The organism is Streptomyces sp. NPDC003077, from assembly GCF_040611095.1.
GTDB lineage: Bacteria > Actinomycetota > Actinomycetes > Streptomycetales > Streptomycetaceae > Streptomyces.
In genome coordinates this window covers 94,745-109,369 of sequence record NZ_JBEXNM010000019.1, presented here as the reverse complement: position 1 = coordinate 109,369, position 14,625 = coordinate 94,745, and the positions used below count along the sequence as shown (strand labels likewise).

Sequence of the window (14,625 nt, the reverse complement as noted above, 5' to 3'; positions counted from 1 at the left end):
CCGGACCGGGCCGCTGACCCGGGCTCGTCCGGGCTCGTCCGGCCTGGTCTCAAGCCGATCCGAGACGGTCGGGCCGTCCCCCTTCGGCGGCGAGGTACTGCTCCAGAGCCTGCGTGAGTTCGTCGGCCGAGGAGAGCGGGCCGCCCAGGCGGGCCGGGCCTGCGGGCGTGTGCAGGAGCAACGTCGGGTAGCCCCGCACGCCCAGGCTTCGGACCTCGCGGAACTCGCGCTCGGCCTGGCCCCGGGAATCGGGGGCGGCGTAGTCGGCGGCGACGGCGTCCGCGTCCAGGCCCAGGTGCTCGGCGATGTCGCGGTGGACCTGTACGTCGGACAGGCTGCGCCCGTCCTGGTACCAGGCACGCTGCATGGCGTCCACGGCGTCCAGCATCCGCTCGGGCGCCTGACGGCGCAGGGCGATCAGACCGGCGGCGGCGTCGGCGGAGTCCATCACCGCGCTCCCCCGCGCGAGCGTCTTCTCGTACGCCGCGCCGAAGGTGGCACCCGTGAGCTGGGCGATGCGGGCGTTGGCTTCGGAGATGTACGGGAACGCCGAGACGGGCACCGCCTGGGGGCCGGTGAACAGACCGCCGGACAGGACGCGCAACTCGATGCGGTCCGCGTGGCGCCGGGCGAAGTCGTGCACGGCCGGGCCGAAGCCGTAGCACCAGCCGCAGTAGGCGTCGAAGGCGTAGGTCAGGCGGACGGGTTCCACGGGGACGGGTTCCACGGGGAGGGCACTCCTTGCGATCGTGCTCGGGGGCTCGGGGATCGGGGATCGAACCGAGCGGGGTGATGGCACAGAGCCGGTGAGTGATGGGGAGCGGGGCCCGTAAGCCCTTTCGTCCTCGCCAGCCGGCTACGGCGTTTCTCACCTTAAGCACGTTTGCATAGGCGAATGTGTTGTAGTGCGGACGCACTATGGTCAAAAACGGTCAGGAATGCCGGGGCCGCGGGTACCGGGGGAACGCGGCCCCCGCCCCGCCCCTCACTCCCCCACAGCCTCGCCCTCGCCCTCGCCCTTGCCCTCCACCGAAAGCCCGGAGTCCCCGACGATGGCCCGGCGCAGCCGATGGACCCCCTCCTCCAGCTGTGCGATGCCAGGCGCGGTGGCATAGCTCAGCCGCAGGTAGGGGGCGGGTGCCTCGGCGGTGAAGTACGGGCGGCCCGCGGTGACCGCCACGCCGCGGCGCAGGGCGTTCGCGGTGACGGCGGACTCGTCGGCCCCGTCGGGCAGCGGCAGCCACAGGAGGTAGCCGCCGCGGGGCGGCTGGTGCGGGAGGAGTGCGGGCAGTTCGCCGCTCAACGCGGTGAGCAGGGCGGCACGGCGGTCGCGCAAGGCGCCGGCGAGCGCCCGCAGGTGGCTGGTCCAGGCGGGCGAGCCGACCAGTTCGAGGGCGGTCTCCTGCAACGGCCGGGGGACGAAGAAACTGTCGATGACCTGGACCGCGCGCAGCCGTTCCAGCGCCGGGCCACGGGCCGACAGCGCCCCGATCCGCAGGCTCGGCGAGGTCGCCTTGGTCAGTGAGCGGACGTGGACGACGACGCCGTCCGGATCGTCGGCGGCCAGCGGGGGCGGCGGGGGCGGGGCGTCGGCGTGCGCGAGGCGGCGGGCGTAGTCGTCCTCGACGACGAAGGCGCCCGCCGCCCGGGCGATGTCGAGCACGGCGGCGCGCCGCCGCGGGGCCAGGACGGTGCCGGTGGGGTTGTGGAACAGCGGCTGGCAGACGAACACCCGGGCCTTGGTGGCCTCGAACGCCTCGGCCAGCAGGTCGGTGCGCACTCCGTCCGCGTCGACCGGTACCGGGACGGGCCGCAGTCCGGCGGCGCGGGCGATGGCGAGCGTGCCGGGGTAGGTGGGGGATTCGACCAGGACGGGGGAACCGGGCGAGGCCAACGCCCGCAGGGCGGTGGTGAGGGCGCTCTGCCCGCCGCCGGTGATCAGGATGTCCGAGGCGTCGAGCGAGCCGCCCGGCCCGCCGATGTCGCGGGCGAACCACTGCCGCAGCTCGGCCAGGCCCTCCACCGGCGGCCGGGACCAGGTGCCGGGCCTGCGGCCGGCCCGGGCCAGGGCGGCGGCCAGGGCCTTCTCCGGCTGGAGCACGGCGTGCGGGTAGCCGCCGCTGAGGTCGATGACCTCGGTGGGCGGGGTGGTGAGGGTGGCGAGGACCCCGGTGGCGTCCGCGCCGCGGCTGCCCGCGCCGATGGCGGCGTGCGGCGGGTCCGCGCTCAGGGCGACCTCCTGCCAGGAGACGTCGCCGACCGTGCGGGCGACCTGGCGGGCGGTGGCCTTGAACACGCCGGCACCGGGCCGGGAGGTGACGAGTCCCTCGGCCGTGAGGAGGGCGATCGCCCGGGAGATCGTCACCGGACTCACCTGGTAGTGCGCCATCAGGGTCCGGCTGGAGGGGAGCTTCTCCCCTTCCGAGTAGCGGTTCAGCTCACTCCGCAACGCGCTGGCCAATTGAGCGACACTGCTACTGTCTTTCATGACAGCACAAGATAGCGCTACCACATCATCGGCGATAGCGGTTCACAGCGATACTCCCAGGGATACTCGCAGCGGCACTCTCCTGGCCGCCCTCGGCGTGGTGTCGTTCTCCTTCAGCTTCCCGGCCACCGTGTGGGCCCTGGACGGCTTCGGCCCGTGGACGTCGACCGGCGTGCGGGGGCTGCTGGCGGGCCTGATCGCCGCCGTCTGCCTGTTCGCCGCCCGGGTTCCGCTACCCGAGCGGCGGCACTGGCCGGGCCTGCTCACGGTGGCCGGCGGCTGTGTCATCGGGTTTCCGCTGCTGACCACGCTGGCCCTCCAGACGTCCACCACCGCCCACTCGGCCGTCGTCATCGGCGTCCTGCCGCTGGCCACCGCCGTCATCTCCTCCGTCCTGACCGGCCGGCGGTCCTCCCGCACCTTCTGGACGGCCGCCGGTCTCGGCGCCCTCACCGTGATCGCCTTCACCCTCCAGCAGAGCCGCGGCCTGCCGACCCTGGGCGACGTCTACCTCTTCGGCGCCCTGCTGGTGTGCGCCGCCGGGTACGCGCAGGGCGGCCGGCTCGCCTCCCACATGCCCGGCTGGCAGGTCATCGCCTGGGGCGTCGTCGCCGCGCTGCCGGTGTCCGTCCTGGTCACGGGCCTCTCGCTGCCGTGGGAGCCGGTGCACCTGACCGCCAAGGCGGCCGTGGGCATGGCCTATATCGCCGCCATCTCCCAGTTCGGCGGGTTCGTCGTGTGGTACCGCGGCATGGCCGCCATCGGAGTGCCCAAAGCGAGCCAGATCCAGCTCGCCCAGCCCCTGATCACCCTCGTGTGGTCGGTTCTGCTGATGGACGAACAGCTCTCTCCGCTCGCCGCCGTCACCGCTCTGATCGTCCTCGGCTGCATCGCGGTCACCCAACGGGCCCGGGACTGATCTCTCTTCGGCCACCCCGCCGCCCGTTATTCGTCACCCGTCGGACGAGTCCCGCGCGATGGACCGCGTACCCGTACCGGCGCCCAGACGGCCGCGCGCCGCCGTCCCGATGGCGGACGGCTGGCAGCCCCACACCAGGACGCTGCCGAGCAGGCGGGTCGCGGGCAGGTCCCAGCCCGCCCGCACGGCGCGGGGGCGGCGCAGCCCGAGCTCCGCCCGCGCCCAGGCCGGGAGGAGGACGACCGCGCCGTTCATCAGGGTGGTGACGGCGAGGCGTTCGCGTCGGTCGCGGCCGAAGGCGCGCAGGAACCGCACGCAGTCCCGGGCCGCCGGAGTGGCCGTCAGTTCCGGACGCACGCGCGCGAGGTACCGCGCGGCCTCGCGCGCGCTGCGGGGGACCTCCTCCGCGCCCAGTTCCTCCGCGGTGACCGCGACGCGTGCGAAGTACCGGTCGCGTTCCGCGGGCGAGAGCGGGGTGCCGGCGAAGGTCTGGTAGCCGGCCAGGAAGCAGGACACCTCGGCGACGTGTATCCAGGTGAGGAGGCGCGGGTCGTCGGCACGGTACGGCCGTCCGTCGGGAGCCGTCCCGCGTATGCGGGTGTGCACGCGCCGGACCGCCTCTATGGCGTCCCGCGCCGCTCGCGTCGATCCGAACGTGGTGGTCGTGACGAACCCGACCGTGCGGTGCAGCCGCCCTACCGGATCGGTGCGGAAGTCGGAGTGCTCGTCCACGGCGGCCATGGCGAGCGGGTGCAGCGACTGGAGCATGAGCGCGGCGAAACCGCCGGTGAGCATGCCGGTCGGGTGGCCGTGCACCCGCCACGCCACGTCGTCCGCGTCGAGCAGCCCGCGATCGCCGTACGGCCTGTCGTACCGCTCCAGGTGCAGATCGCCGCCGTGTACGCGCGTGTTGACCTCGGTCCGGATCCGGGCGCGCAATGTTGCGAGAGGAGTCACGCGCGGAGTCTGGCACGGTGTACGGCCGCTGATCGAGAGTCCTTCGGGTCAGGGATCCCGAACGCGTGGTTCGCGTGGCTCGGGTCAGGGGCGTGCCCGGCGGGAAGCGCCTACCGCCGAGACGATCACCGCGATTAAGCTGCGACGACGTGCCGACGGCAGGCAGGACCAGGGGGATTCGTGAGCCGACCGCTGCTGTTCCTCGACGTGGACGGGCCGCTCAACCCGTATGCGGCCGAACCGGAGAGGTGCCCCGAGGGCTACACCACGCTCAGGATGCCCCAGGACGGCGGATCGGCGGACGCCCTAGAAGGACCCATCCGGCGCTACCGCCCCCTACAGCTCTGGCTCAACCCGCAGCACGGACGAGCCCTGCTCCGGCTCGGCTACGACCTGTGCTGGGCCACGACATGGATGGGCGACGCCAACCGCTGGATCGGCCCGGTCCTCGGCCTGCCCGCGCTCCCCTACGTCGACTTCGGCGATGCCCTGCTCCGCGAACGCCCCGACGGGGTCCACTGGAAGACCGGTCCCCTGGTGGAGTACGCCGACGGTCGTCCCTTCGCCTGGGTGGACGACGAACAGGGCGACCCGGACCAGGCGTACGTGACCGCGCACCACCGCGGGCCGGGGCTCCTGCACCACGTCAATCCGCGGATCGGCCTGCGTGAGGACGACTTCCGGGAGCTCGCCGCCTTCGCCCGGTCCCTTGCCCTCTCACGAGTCACCGAATGACCCTGGTCGGCGCGGTTGCTCGGGTCGGCGGAGCGCTCGAAGGAACCGGCAGAGCGGCAGAGCGCTCGAACGGACCGGCAGCATCGTCGAATCGTCAGGCAGCCACGCCGCGTCATGCCGTGCCGTGCCACGCCTTGTCTTTCCTTGCCTTGTCTTTCCTTGCCTTGCCTCGCCTCGCCGCACCGCGTCTTGCCTTGCCTTGCCTTGCCGCACCGCGCCGTACCGGCACCCGGTCCCGAAGAGAAAGAACCGACCCCGACACACGAAAGGCCCCTCATGGCGTCCGCCGTTGAGCACTACCACCGTCTGCTCGCGAAGCACTACACCTGGATGCTCGGCGGTGACATCCCCGCCGCCGCCGTGGGGCAGGCCGGGCTTTTGCGGGAACTGGGCGTGGTCTCCACGTCCGGGAACGAGGTGGCCGTCGACCTCGGTTGCGGTTCCGGCGCCCAGACGCTGGCGCTGGCCCGGCTCGGATTCTCGCCCGTCATCGCCGTGGACACCAGCGCCCCGCTGCTCAAGGAACTCGCCCTGAACGCGGCGGAGGAGGGAGCGGCCCAGGCCATCCGCCCCGTACACCGCGACATACGAGGGGCGCTGTCCGAGGAAACCGGACCCGGCACCGTGACGGCCGTCGTGTGCATGGGCGACACCCTCCTCCACCTGCCCGGCAAGGCGGACGTGCGCACGCTCCTCTCGGAGATCGCCCAGGCCCTGCGCCCCGGCGGTCGTTTCATCGCGACCTACCGCGATCTCACCCGGGAACTGAAGGGAACGGACCGCTTCATCCCCGTACGCAACACGGAGGACCGGCTGTTCACCTGTTTCCTCGACTACCAGGACGAGGACACGGTGATGGTTCACGACCTGGTCCATGTCCGTACGGGGAACTCCTGGGACCTACAGGCCAGCAGCTACCCCAAGCTGCGGCTCGCCCCGGAGTACCTGGAGGAGCAGTGCCGCGCGGCCGGGCTGGAGGTGCGGAGCCACCGCGCCGGGCCGACCGGGATGCACGTCCTGCACGTCGGCAAGCCGTAACCGGCGTTCGGAGGGAGCGGCGGGCGGCCGGAGGCATCGCCGGACTGGGGAAGGGGGCGCCGAGTTGGGGAGGGGGGCGGTCGGAGGGCGCGTCGCCCCGGTCGGAGGGCGCGTCGCTCCGGTCCGAGGCGCCGCTCAGCCCGTCCAGGCCACGGCCAGCATCGTGACCTGGCAGGTGTCCGGATTGCACAGGACGACCATCGTGCCCCAGTCGCCGAAGACCGCCTCACGCGTGAGCCCGTCATCGTGCCCGAACGGCGCCGAGCACCGGTAAGGGTCCTCCTCCAGCCGCTCGATCAGTGCCAGCACCGGTGGACGGGCCTCCGGCGGAAGCCCGGCGAGCTGGTCGAGCGTATGCGGGCCCGTCAGGAACCGCCAGGTCACGCGGCGCCGCGGCCCTGTTCGGCGCGCCAGTGGGCGCGCAGCTCGTCCAGGTGGGCGGTGGCTTCGTCGGTGGGTTCCAGCCCGGGCGGGAGCACGCCGTGCGCGGCGTGGTGGGCCTCGGCCGCCCGCACCGTGTCGGACATCTCCCGCCGGGCGGTGGCGAGCCGGATCCAGCGCTCCAGTACGGCCGGCAGACCGGAAACGGGGGTGAGGTTGATCTCGCGCAGGAACTCGTGACGTCGCTCCGGGGACAGGGCGTGTGCGATGGAGTCGATGGTCCACTCACGGCTCACGGCGACCTCCCGGTGCTCTCGGCCCGGCGCCGGGGCGCGTACCGCTCTGGGCCCGGCGGGGGCGTGCTGAGGGCCGAGCGTAGTCCAGCGCCCTGGCGTGGCGCGTGCGGACGAGCATATGTACGGGCGCGGGGAGACGAGTCAGGTGGTGTGGGCGGTGGGGGCGCCGGACGTGGCGGGAGTGACACAGGTGCCGCAGGAACGTGGCCGGGGCGGTGTCGGACGACTCCAGGGGGACAGCAGGCACACCAGGCACGGCAGGGACAACAGGGATGGCAGAGACAGCAGAAGCACACGATGCGTGCGATGCGCACGACGCACACGGGACTCAAATTCCCCTACCCGACCACCCCTCACATAGGACACGCTGTTCTCGTTCATTTCTGGCAGGTACAGGACGTTCGGCCGGGCCCTGGCGGCAGGCCGAGAGCGCATCGTCATAGGGGGCGACGTGTCCGTCAGCGCACCACGTACCACCACAACGACCACATCCCTTCCACGCCCGGGCGCGACCGCGCCGGATCCGGGGCGCGCCGCCCTTCGGCGGCCGGTACGACGGACGCGCCGCATACCGGTGCTCGCCCTGCTGGGCGCGGCGCTGGTGACGGCGGTCTCGGGCACCACCGCCACCGCCGCCCCGGCACCGGACCCGGTGGCCGCTCCGGACGGAGATCCCGTGCGGGCCCGCGTGCGCGACGCACGGATCGACGTGCCCGCCGGAGTGACGGCCGGGGTCGCGGTCTTCGACCGGCAGACCGGCGGCTTCACCGAGCAGCTCAACACCCGGACCCAGTTCCGGTCGGCTTCGGTCGTCAAACTGCTCATCGCACTCGACTACCTGTGGAACCGCGGCCCGACCTACGAGATCCCCGCCGCCGACCGCACCCGGCTGGACGCGATGCTGCGCAGCAGCGACGACGACGCCGCGAGCTACTACTGGAACCTCAACGGGAAAGGGACCATCGTCGACCGGATGGTCACGCGCCTGGGCCTGACCGACACCGCCCCGCCTCCGGCGTCCACCCCGACCACCTGGGGTTACACCGCCCTGTCGGCGGCCGACACGGTGAAGATCTACCGCTACCTGCTCGATCAGGCGCCGGCGCCGGTCCGGGACTTCGTCATGGGCAACCTGCGGCAGTCCACCCGCTGCGGCACCGACGGTTTCGACCAGCGCTTCGGCATCCCGGGTGCCTTCAACGGCCCGTGGGCGGTGAAACAGGGGTGGTCCGGTTTCGGCTCCGGCAGTGACTGCCTCAACGGCGAACCGTCCGGCACGGGCGGCACCGGTGCGACCGCGGCGGACGCCGCCACGCGACCCTCCGCGGCGAGCAGCGGCACGGACGCGCCCTCGGCCCGCGGCCGGGCAGGCGTGACCGATGTCGACACCCGGCGCCGGGCGCTGCACACCACCGGCACGGTCGGTACGGGCGACCGCTACATCGTGGCCGTCTTCAGCCTGCACGGCACCGACACCACGTTCGGCAAGGCGTACACGGACCTCGGCCGGCTCACCCGTTCACTGAACCTGCCGGGGATCGGCCGCCCGGCGGGCACCTGGTTCGAGACCTGGGGCACCGGCGTCCGGGTCCGCTCCGGGACGACCACCGACTCGACGGTGCTCACGCATCTGCCCGCGGGCGTCGAGGTGCTCGTCGGCTGCCAGAAGGAGGGCCAGGAGGTCACCGTCCCGCCCTACACCAACCGGTGGTGGGCCTACCTCCCCCAGTACCACGGCTACATCTCCAACATCTACTTCCGCTCACCGGACAACGAGCTCCCGGGCGTGGGCCTCTGCTGATCGCCGCGTGCCGGGCCCTGCCGGATCGGCGGGGCCCGGCGCGTGGTGCAGCGCGCCCAACTTGGGAGCGGGATCTCAGGTCCGGCCCGCGCGCCGTGCCGGGTCGGCCACACCGCCGGGTGGGCACACCATCGGGTGGGCACACCGCCGGTCAGCCACACCACCGGACGAGCACCCGGCACTCAGGCGGCGTGGCTGCCCGATTCCCGGAGAGGCGGCTCAGAGTTCGCGTCGGAAGGTGACCCGGTCCAGCGACGGGCCGTCGTAGTCCGCGATCGGGGCGGAGGGGGTGAAGCCGAGGGCCCGGTGGAAGGCGATGGAGCGGTCGTTCTGCGGTGAGGTGAGCGCCTTGACGACGGTCCGGCCGTTCGCGCGCGCCATGGCGAAGAACCGCTCGTACAGGAAGCGGCCCAGTCCGGTGCGCCGCCAGGCGGGGGCGACCCCGGTGAAGTGGATGTACGCCTCCCGCGGGTTGGACGGGGAGAGGAAGCCGATGACGAAGCCCGCCAGCTCGCCGTCGCGCTCGGCGATCAGGCTCGTCTCGTGGAAGTGGTTGACGAACACCCGGGTCAGGTCGCGGGAGGCGGGACGGCCCCACCAGTCGTCGATCACCGCGACGACGGCGTCGAAGTCCTCCGGCACCGCCGCGCGCGTCGTGAAGGGCTCCAGCGTGCGGGGCTCCGGCTCGCGGGCCTCCGACGTGCGGGCCTCCGGCGCGCGGGCCTCCGGCGCGCGGGCCTCCGGCTCACGGGCCCCCGACGTACCGGCCTCCGGCGCGCCGAGCTTCTTGCGGAAGGTCACCCGGTCCTGGCCCGGGCCGTCGTAGTCGCTGTGTACCGGGAGGCCGTCCACTTCCTCGTCCCCCGCGTCCGGCTCGAAGCCCATGGCCCGGTGGAACGCGATCGATCCGGTGTTCCGCGGCGAGGTGACGGCGCGTACTTCGGTGCGGCCGGCCGCCGCCGCGTGCTCGAAGAAGGCGGTGTAGAGCCGACGGGCCACCCCGCGCTTGCGCAGCTCCGGGTCCACACCGACGAAGTGGATGTACGCCTCGTGCGCGTGGTCGGCGGAGTGGAAACCCACCAGGAACGCCCGGATCCCCGTCTCGTCCTCCAGCACCAGACTGGTGCCCGCGAAGTGCTGCAGGAAGAGCCGGGGCAGCAGCAGGGAGAGTTCCCGTGCCTGTTCAGGGGTGCGGGAGTCGCCCCACCACCGCTGGACGCACTCCACGAGTGTGGGGTGGTCGGCTATCCGCGCCCGGCGTACGTCGTGCATGCCAGCCTCTCTCGGTCGGTGACGAAATCGGGCCGGTGACGGCGTTACGGCATCGGCCCGAGTGAGCGAGCCCGCGAACCCACGAGTCCGCGAGTGCATGAGTCAGGAAATTGTCCTTACGGGCCATACGTCGATCAACCCTTACAAGGAAGAGCCCGGGCCCCTTCCCCAGAGACCCGGGCAATCCCCCGCACGGCAATTCCCGAACCAAGTGCCGTCACCCCGAAGTGAGTTACGGCAATTCGCCGTCAGGTACGGGCCCGCGCCGCACGAAGCGCGCTGACCACGATCAGCGCCGACACCGTAAAGGACAGCGCCCCGATCGCATACATCAGGGCGATCACCGGCCACTGCCACTCCCCCCGCAGACGCAGCGCCAGGAACCACAGGGGCTCCACATTCCCCGACGCCTTCATCAGGGTTGGCACCAGCGCCTGTGGGAACAGCGCTATGCAGCCGACGAAGAAACTGCTCCACAGCAACCGCTGCCGGCGTTTCGGCAGCGACTTGACGAACGACGTTCCCGGTTCCGTCTTGGCCTGCTGCTCCTTGCCCTTCTGCATCAGATACAGCAATTCGGGCCCGCGCTTGACCAACTTCCCGTGGGCCACCCGGCCGAGCACCGCATACGCCAGGACGCCGGTGACGAGGCCCACCGGCACCCCGGCCCATGTCAGTGCCGGGGTGCCGAGGAGTTCGCCCGCCGCCACGACGGCCAGCGCGGGCGCCGCCGTCCCGAGTGCCAGGAAGAGCATCGCGAACGCCTGACCCGCGACGTCCGAGTGGTCCATCGGCGCATTCTTACTTGCCCGCGGGTCGGGTCCGGGTGCGAGCTGGTCGATCCCGACGAGCGGCACCAGGCCCGCCCCGCCACCGAGGACGGCGAACGTGGCGGTCAGCGCCCAGGGCGTCAGGTCCGGTTGGCCGGCCACGGCCAGGCCCACCACCGTGAGCAGCAGGGTCATCGGCGTGAACAGCACCAGCCACGCCAACTGCCGGCCGCGCACGTCGGCCCGCTCGCTGCCGGGCGTGAGCAGCGTGAGCCACAGCGATGTGCCGTCCTGGCCGTAGAGGTTCCCGGACGCGGCGGCGCCCATCAGGGCGGTGACCGCGCCCAGGAACGGCAGGAACGCGGACGAGCCGAACGCCAGCGGCACCAGGCAGCTCAGCACCGCGAAGACCGGCGGCATGATCAGGCCCTGCAACCGCCGTGGGTCCCGGGTCCAGGTCCGCAGCTCCTTGGCGTACACCGCGCCCGTCGGGCTCGTCGCCGCCCAGCCGCGGGGCTCGGCACGGTCGGCCGCCGAACCGCGCACCGTCGGCCGGGCCCACCGGACCGGCCCCAGCGAGCGCGTCCACATCAGCCACAGCAGCGCCAGGAGCACCACCAGACCGGCCGTTGCCGACACCGTCGTCGTCCAGTCCGAGCGGGACGACGCCTCGACCGCGACGACGCCCCAGCCGGACGGCAGGACCCGCACGGCCGTGGCGAAAGCATCGGAGAACCCCCTCGTCAGGACGGGGTCGAGGGCCGTGAGCACGATCCAGCCGGACGAGCTCGCCACCAGGAGCGCCCCGCTGAGTACCGCGCTGATCGCCGCGCCCACGCGGGAGCGGGACAGCGCCCCGAACAGGCGCCCCATCAGCCGCGACAGCAGCACCACCACCGCGAGGTGCAGCAGCAGACAGGGCACCGCCACCAGAGCGGGCGCGGCGCCGAGGCGTATGCCGAAGACCAGCAGGGCGGCGAAGGCCACCAGCGAGACCGCGGTGGTCACCGCGACGAACGCGGAGCCGAGCAGCCCCAGCGCCAGCCTGCGGCGCGGGATCGGCTGCAGCGCGAACTGCTCGGGCCGCAGCACCGGCTGCCCGGTGTAGACGGGCCCCAGCATCCAGCCGAGCGTCCAGAGGGCGAACGCGACGGCGAGCACGTCCCGGACCGTTCCCGCATCCCGCGCCTTCACCGTGGCCAGGGCGATGGTTCCGGCCGCCAGCGTCAGGCCGGCCAGCGCGCCGCCGAACACCCAGCCCGCCCGAGGGCCGGTGAGGTCCCGCCGCAGGACGGCGAGCTTCATCTGGATCAGTGCGACAGCCACGACAGCCCTTCCCCGCCGCCGGCATCGTGACCGACGAGCTCGACGAAGGTCTCCTCCAACGTCTTGCCGCCCCGCACCCGGTCCACCGGGCCCTCCACCACCACCCGCCCCTTGGCCATGACCGCCACGGTGTCGCAGAGCTGCTCGACCAGGGCCATCACATGACTGGACAGCAGGACGGAACCGCCGGACGCCACGAAACGCCGCAGAATCCGCTTGATCGTCGCCGCGGACACCGGGTCCACCGCCTCGAACGGTTCGTCCAGGACGAGCAGCCTCGGCCCGTGCAGCAGGGCGGTGGCCAAGCCGATCTTCTTGCGCATGCCGGTGGAGTAGTCGATGACGAGCGTCCGCTCCACGTCGCCGGTCAGCTCCAGCACCGTGAGCAGCTCCTCGACCCGCGCGGCGACGGTCGCCCTGTCGAGACCCCTGAGCCGTCCCAGATACGTGAGCAGTTCCCGGCCGGTGAGCTGCTCGGGCAGCGCCAAGCCGTCCGGGAGCACCCCCATCAAGGCCTTGGCCCGCTCGGGCTCCTCCCACACGTCGACTCCGAAGACCCGGGCCCGTCCCCCGTCAGGACGCAGCAGACCGACCGCCATCGACAGGGTGGTGGTTTTCCCGGCGCCGTTGGGACCGACCAGTCCGTAGAACGAACCGGGAGCCACCGACAAATGCGCGCTCTCGACCGCCGTGTAGGTGCCGAACTCCTTGTGCAGCCCCGCGAGTTCCAAAGCCGCCGGCTGGTTTTTATCGACGAACGGCGGGGTTACCACCATCGACTCGCTTCGCGCAGTCAAGAACTCGACTCCCTGTTCATCTCTTACTCCTCGTATCTCTCGTATCTCTCGTATCTATCGGGAGAAGATATCGGCCTCTGTGGGAGTCTCCGTGTGATGGGTGTTCAGGTCTTGGGTGGTGTGCGGGTCGAGGCCGGTCTATCCGGGTTCTCTCGCCCGGTATGCGGCATCGGTATCGGTCCCGATGTACCGTGCGTGCGCCGCGCGCTCCCCCGCATGGGACTCAAGTCGTACCCGCTCGTCCCCGAAATGCATTGCTGCCCACAGCGCCCCGAAAGGCTCCGAGAGAATCGCTGAGGGTGGGCGGAAGAATGTAGGGGGCACCCCTGACATCACCTCCGGGTCAAGGCCAGACCAGAGGTTGATGTGCCAGTTGAGCCAAGCGACTTAACGTCGACTCATGAATCGCATCACTCACCGTTCCCGTGCCGCCGCACTCGCGCTCACGCTCGCCGCGCTCCCCGTCGCCGCGGCCGGCACCGCCTGGGCGGCCCCGGCGCCTACCGCCGCGCCCCAGACGACCTATACCGCCCATATCACCCAGACTGCCCCGACCGCTCCGTCTTCCCCGACCGCTCTCACTTCCCCGACCACTCCGGCTTCCCCCGCCGCCCAAAGCGCTCAGACCGCCCAGACCGCTGCCGTCAGCGCCGATCCGCGCGCGGCGGGCCTCGCCTTACCCCGTCCCACCGGGCCGTTCGCGGTCGGTCGCGACACGCTCCACCTCGTCGACCGTCACCGCCCGGACCCCTGGGTGCCGACGGCGAAGGTCCGTGAACTCATGGTCACCACGTACTTCCCCGCGCGGCCCGGTACCGGCAGACCCGCGCGGTACGCCACCACCGAGGAAGTCCGGTTGATGCTCGAAGGCACCGAACTGGACGACATCCCGGCCGAAAAGGTGAGCTCCACGGCGACGCACAGCCGCGAGCACGCCCGGCCCCTCCACGGCAGGTACCCGCTCGTGGTGCTCTCCCCCGGGTTCAGCGTCTCGCGCTACACCGTCACCGCTCTCGCCGAGGACATCGCCAGCAGGGGGTACGTGGTGGCCGCGGTGGACCACGCGTACGAGTCCGCGGGCACGGCGTTCCCGGGTGGACGGATGCTCACCTGTCTCGCCTGCGACAAGGTCAAGACACTGGAGGACATCAAGTACGCCGCCGAAGGACGCGCCAAGGACGTTTCCTTCGTCCTGGACCGGCTGACCGGTCCCAACCCGGCGTGGCCGCACGCCGGCCTGATCGACACCAAGCGGATCGGCATGGTCGGCCACTCGCTCGGCGGCGCGAGCGCGGTGCCGGCGATGGCGACGGACCGCCGTATCACCGCGGGCGTCAATATGGATGGCACCTTCGGCTCTCCCGTACCTGCCAGCGGTCTCAACGGTCGCCCGTTCATGCTGCTGGGCACCGACGACGAGACCCACCGCCCGGGAGGCGAGGACAAGACCTGGGACGAGGCGTGGTCCCGCTTCGACGGCTGGAAGCGCTGGCTGACCGTCGCCGGTTCGGACCACTTCACCTTCACCGACATCCCCGCCCTCAGCGATCAGCTCGACCGCCCCGGTCCGAAGCCCCCGCTGACCGGGGCGCGCTCGGCCGACATCACCCGCGCCTACGTCGGCGCCTTTTTCGACCAGCACCTCCGCCGAATACCGCAGCCCCTGCTGGACGGCCCTTCGGGCGCCAACCCGGAGGTGAAGTTCCACGACCCGGCACCGACAAGCCACCGCTGACGGATGCGCGAAGTCCCCTGCCCCTGAGGACCGACCGGCGATCGGCCGTGCGCCGACCGGTCCTCAGGTGGTGCCCGGTTCCGCGATCCGTACGGGGGCGCGGGCAATCG

General features: G+C 71.9%; 13 protein-coding genes. 5 read left to right on the top strand and 8 right to left on the bottom strand.

Going from position 1 to position 14,625, the window contains the following annotated elements:
• Positions 1-49: 49 nt before the first annotated feature.
• Together ABZX96_RS15910 and ABZX96_RS15905 are read right to left on the bottom strand one after the other, a co-directional pair.
• Entirely contained in the window at positions 50-727 is a 678-nt protein-coding gene (locus ABZX96_RS15910; protein ID WP_355544111.1) for a DsbA family protein, read from the bottom strand.
• A 258-nt stretch (positions 728-985) separates the two neighbouring features.
• Positions 986-2,488 carry a PLP-dependent aminotransferase family protein gene (locus ABZX96_RS15905; protein ID WP_355544109.1) on the bottom strand — a complete coding sequence of 501 codons (1,503 nt, stop codon included), beginning with the start codon at positions 2,486-2,488 and terminating at the stop codon, positions 986-988.
• Here ABZX96_RS15905 and ABZX96_RS15900 point away from each other — a divergent pair.
• On the top strand, positions 2,487-3,407 hold the full coding sequence (locus ABZX96_RS15900) for a DMT family transporter (RefSeq protein ID WP_355544107.1): 921 nt from the start codon (positions 2,487-2,489) through the stop codon (positions 3,405-3,407). The genes ABZX96_RS15905 and ABZX96_RS15900 overlap by 2 nt on opposite strands.
• A 33-nt stretch (positions 3,408-3,440) precedes the next feature.
• On the opposite strand, the gene ABZX96_RS15895 is transcribed toward ABZX96_RS15900, so the two are convergent.
• Positions 3,441-4,364 (bottom strand): oxygenase MpaB family protein, encoded by a 924-nt coding sequence (locus ABZX96_RS15895; protein ID WP_355544104.1) that lies wholly within the window; start codon positions 4,362-4,364, stop codon positions 3,441-3,443.
• Positions 4,365-4,544: 180 nt separating this feature from the next.
• Here ABZX96_RS15895 and ABZX96_RS15890 point away from each other — a divergent pair, with 180 nt between their 5' ends.
• Positions 4,545-5,099, top strand: coding sequence for a hypothetical protein (locus ABZX96_RS15890; protein WP_355544101.1), 555 nt, complete (start codon positions 4,545-4,547; stop codon positions 5,097-5,099).
• A gap of 276 nt (positions 5,100-5,375) precedes the next feature.
• Positions 5,376-6,137 (top strand): class I SAM-dependent methyltransferase, encoded by a 762-nt coding sequence (locus ABZX96_RS15885; protein ID WP_355544098.1) that lies wholly within the window; start codon positions 5,376-5,378, stop codon positions 6,135-6,137.
• 135 nt (positions 6,138-6,272) lie between these two features.
• On the opposite strand, the gene ABZX96_RS15880 is transcribed toward ABZX96_RS15885, so the two are convergent.
• Together ABZX96_RS15880 and ABZX96_RS15875 are read right to left on the bottom strand one after the other, a co-directional pair.
• A complete protein-coding gene (locus ABZX96_RS15880; protein ID WP_355544095.1) occupies positions 6,273-6,521 on the bottom strand; it encodes a hypothetical protein in 249 nt (82 codons plus the stop codon).
• Positions 6,518-6,814: a hypothetical protein gene (locus ABZX96_RS15875; RefSeq protein ID WP_355544092.1), complete on the bottom strand. Its 297-nt coding sequence runs from the start codon at positions 6,812-6,814 to the stop codon at positions 6,518-6,520. Before ABZX96_RS15875 ends, ABZX96_RS15880 begins: the two co-directional genes overlap by 4 nt.
• 652 nt (positions 6,815-7,466) lie before the next feature.
• Between ABZX96_RS15875 and ABZX96_RS15870 the strand changes: the two genes are divergently transcribed.
• Entirely contained in the window at positions 7,467-8,615 is a 1,149-nt protein-coding gene (locus ABZX96_RS15870; RefSeq protein ID WP_355544167.1) for a hypothetical protein, read from the top strand.
• Between the two features lie 219 nt (positions 8,616-8,834).
• Here the strand turns inward: ABZX96_RS15870 and ABZX96_RS15865 are convergent, their stop codons facing one another.
• The 3 genes from ABZX96_RS15865 to ABZX96_RS15855 all read right to left on the bottom strand — a co-directional run bounded on the left by ABZX96_RS15865 (position 8,835) and on the right by ABZX96_RS15855 (position 12,780).
• The gene (locus ABZX96_RS15865) at positions 8,835-9,887 is read right to left on the bottom strand and encodes a GNAT family N-acetyltransferase (RefSeq protein WP_355544089.1); all 1,053 of its coding nucleotides are present in this window, start codon (positions 9,885-9,887) and stop codon (positions 8,835-8,837) included.
• A 248-nt stretch (positions 9,888-10,135) separates the two neighbouring features.
• Positions 10,136-11,983 carry a hypothetical protein gene (locus tag ABZX96_RS15860; protein ID WP_355544086.1) on the bottom strand — a complete coding sequence of 616 codons (1,848 nt, stop codon included), beginning with the start codon at positions 11,981-11,983 and terminating at the stop codon, positions 10,136-10,138.
• Positions 11,968-12,780, bottom strand: coding sequence for an ABC transporter ATP-binding protein (locus ABZX96_RS15855; RefSeq protein ID WP_355544083.1), 813 nt, complete (start codon positions 12,778-12,780; stop codon positions 11,968-11,970). Before ABZX96_RS15855 ends, ABZX96_RS15860 begins: the two co-directional genes overlap by 16 nt.
• Positions 12,781-13,180: 400 nt before the next feature.
• Between ABZX96_RS15855 and ABZX96_RS15850 the strand changes: the two genes are divergently transcribed.
• Positions 13,181-14,515 (top strand): alpha/beta hydrolase, encoded by a 1,335-nt coding sequence (locus ABZX96_RS15850; protein ID WP_355544080.1) that lies wholly within the window; start codon positions 13,181-13,183, stop codon positions 14,513-14,515.
• Positions 14,516-14,625 lie beyond the last annotated feature (110 nt).

What these genes read in the sequence shown, in the direction of transcription:
- ABZX96_RS15900 (WP_355544107.1), top strand. Translation starts at nt 2,487, where the DNA reads ATGACAGCACAAGATAGCGCTACCACATCATCGGCGATAGCGGTTCAC.
- ABZX96_RS15905 (WP_355544109.1), bottom strand. Translation starts at nt 2,488, where the DNA reads ATGAAAGACAGTAGCAGTGTCGCTCAATTGGCCAGCGCGTTGCGGAGT.
- ABZX96_RS15885 (WP_355544098.1), top strand. Translation starts at nt 5,376, where the DNA reads ATGGCGTCCGCCGTTGAGCACTACCACCGTCTGCTCGCGAAGCACTAC.
- ABZX96_RS15865 (WP_355544089.1), bottom strand. Translation starts at nt 9,887, where the DNA reads ATGCACGACGTACGCCGGGCGCGGATAGCCGACCACCCCACACTCGTG.
- ABZX96_RS15850 (WP_355544080.1), top strand. Translation starts at nt 13,181, where the DNA reads ATGAATCGCATCACTCACCGTTCCCGTGCCGCCGCACTCGCGCTCACG.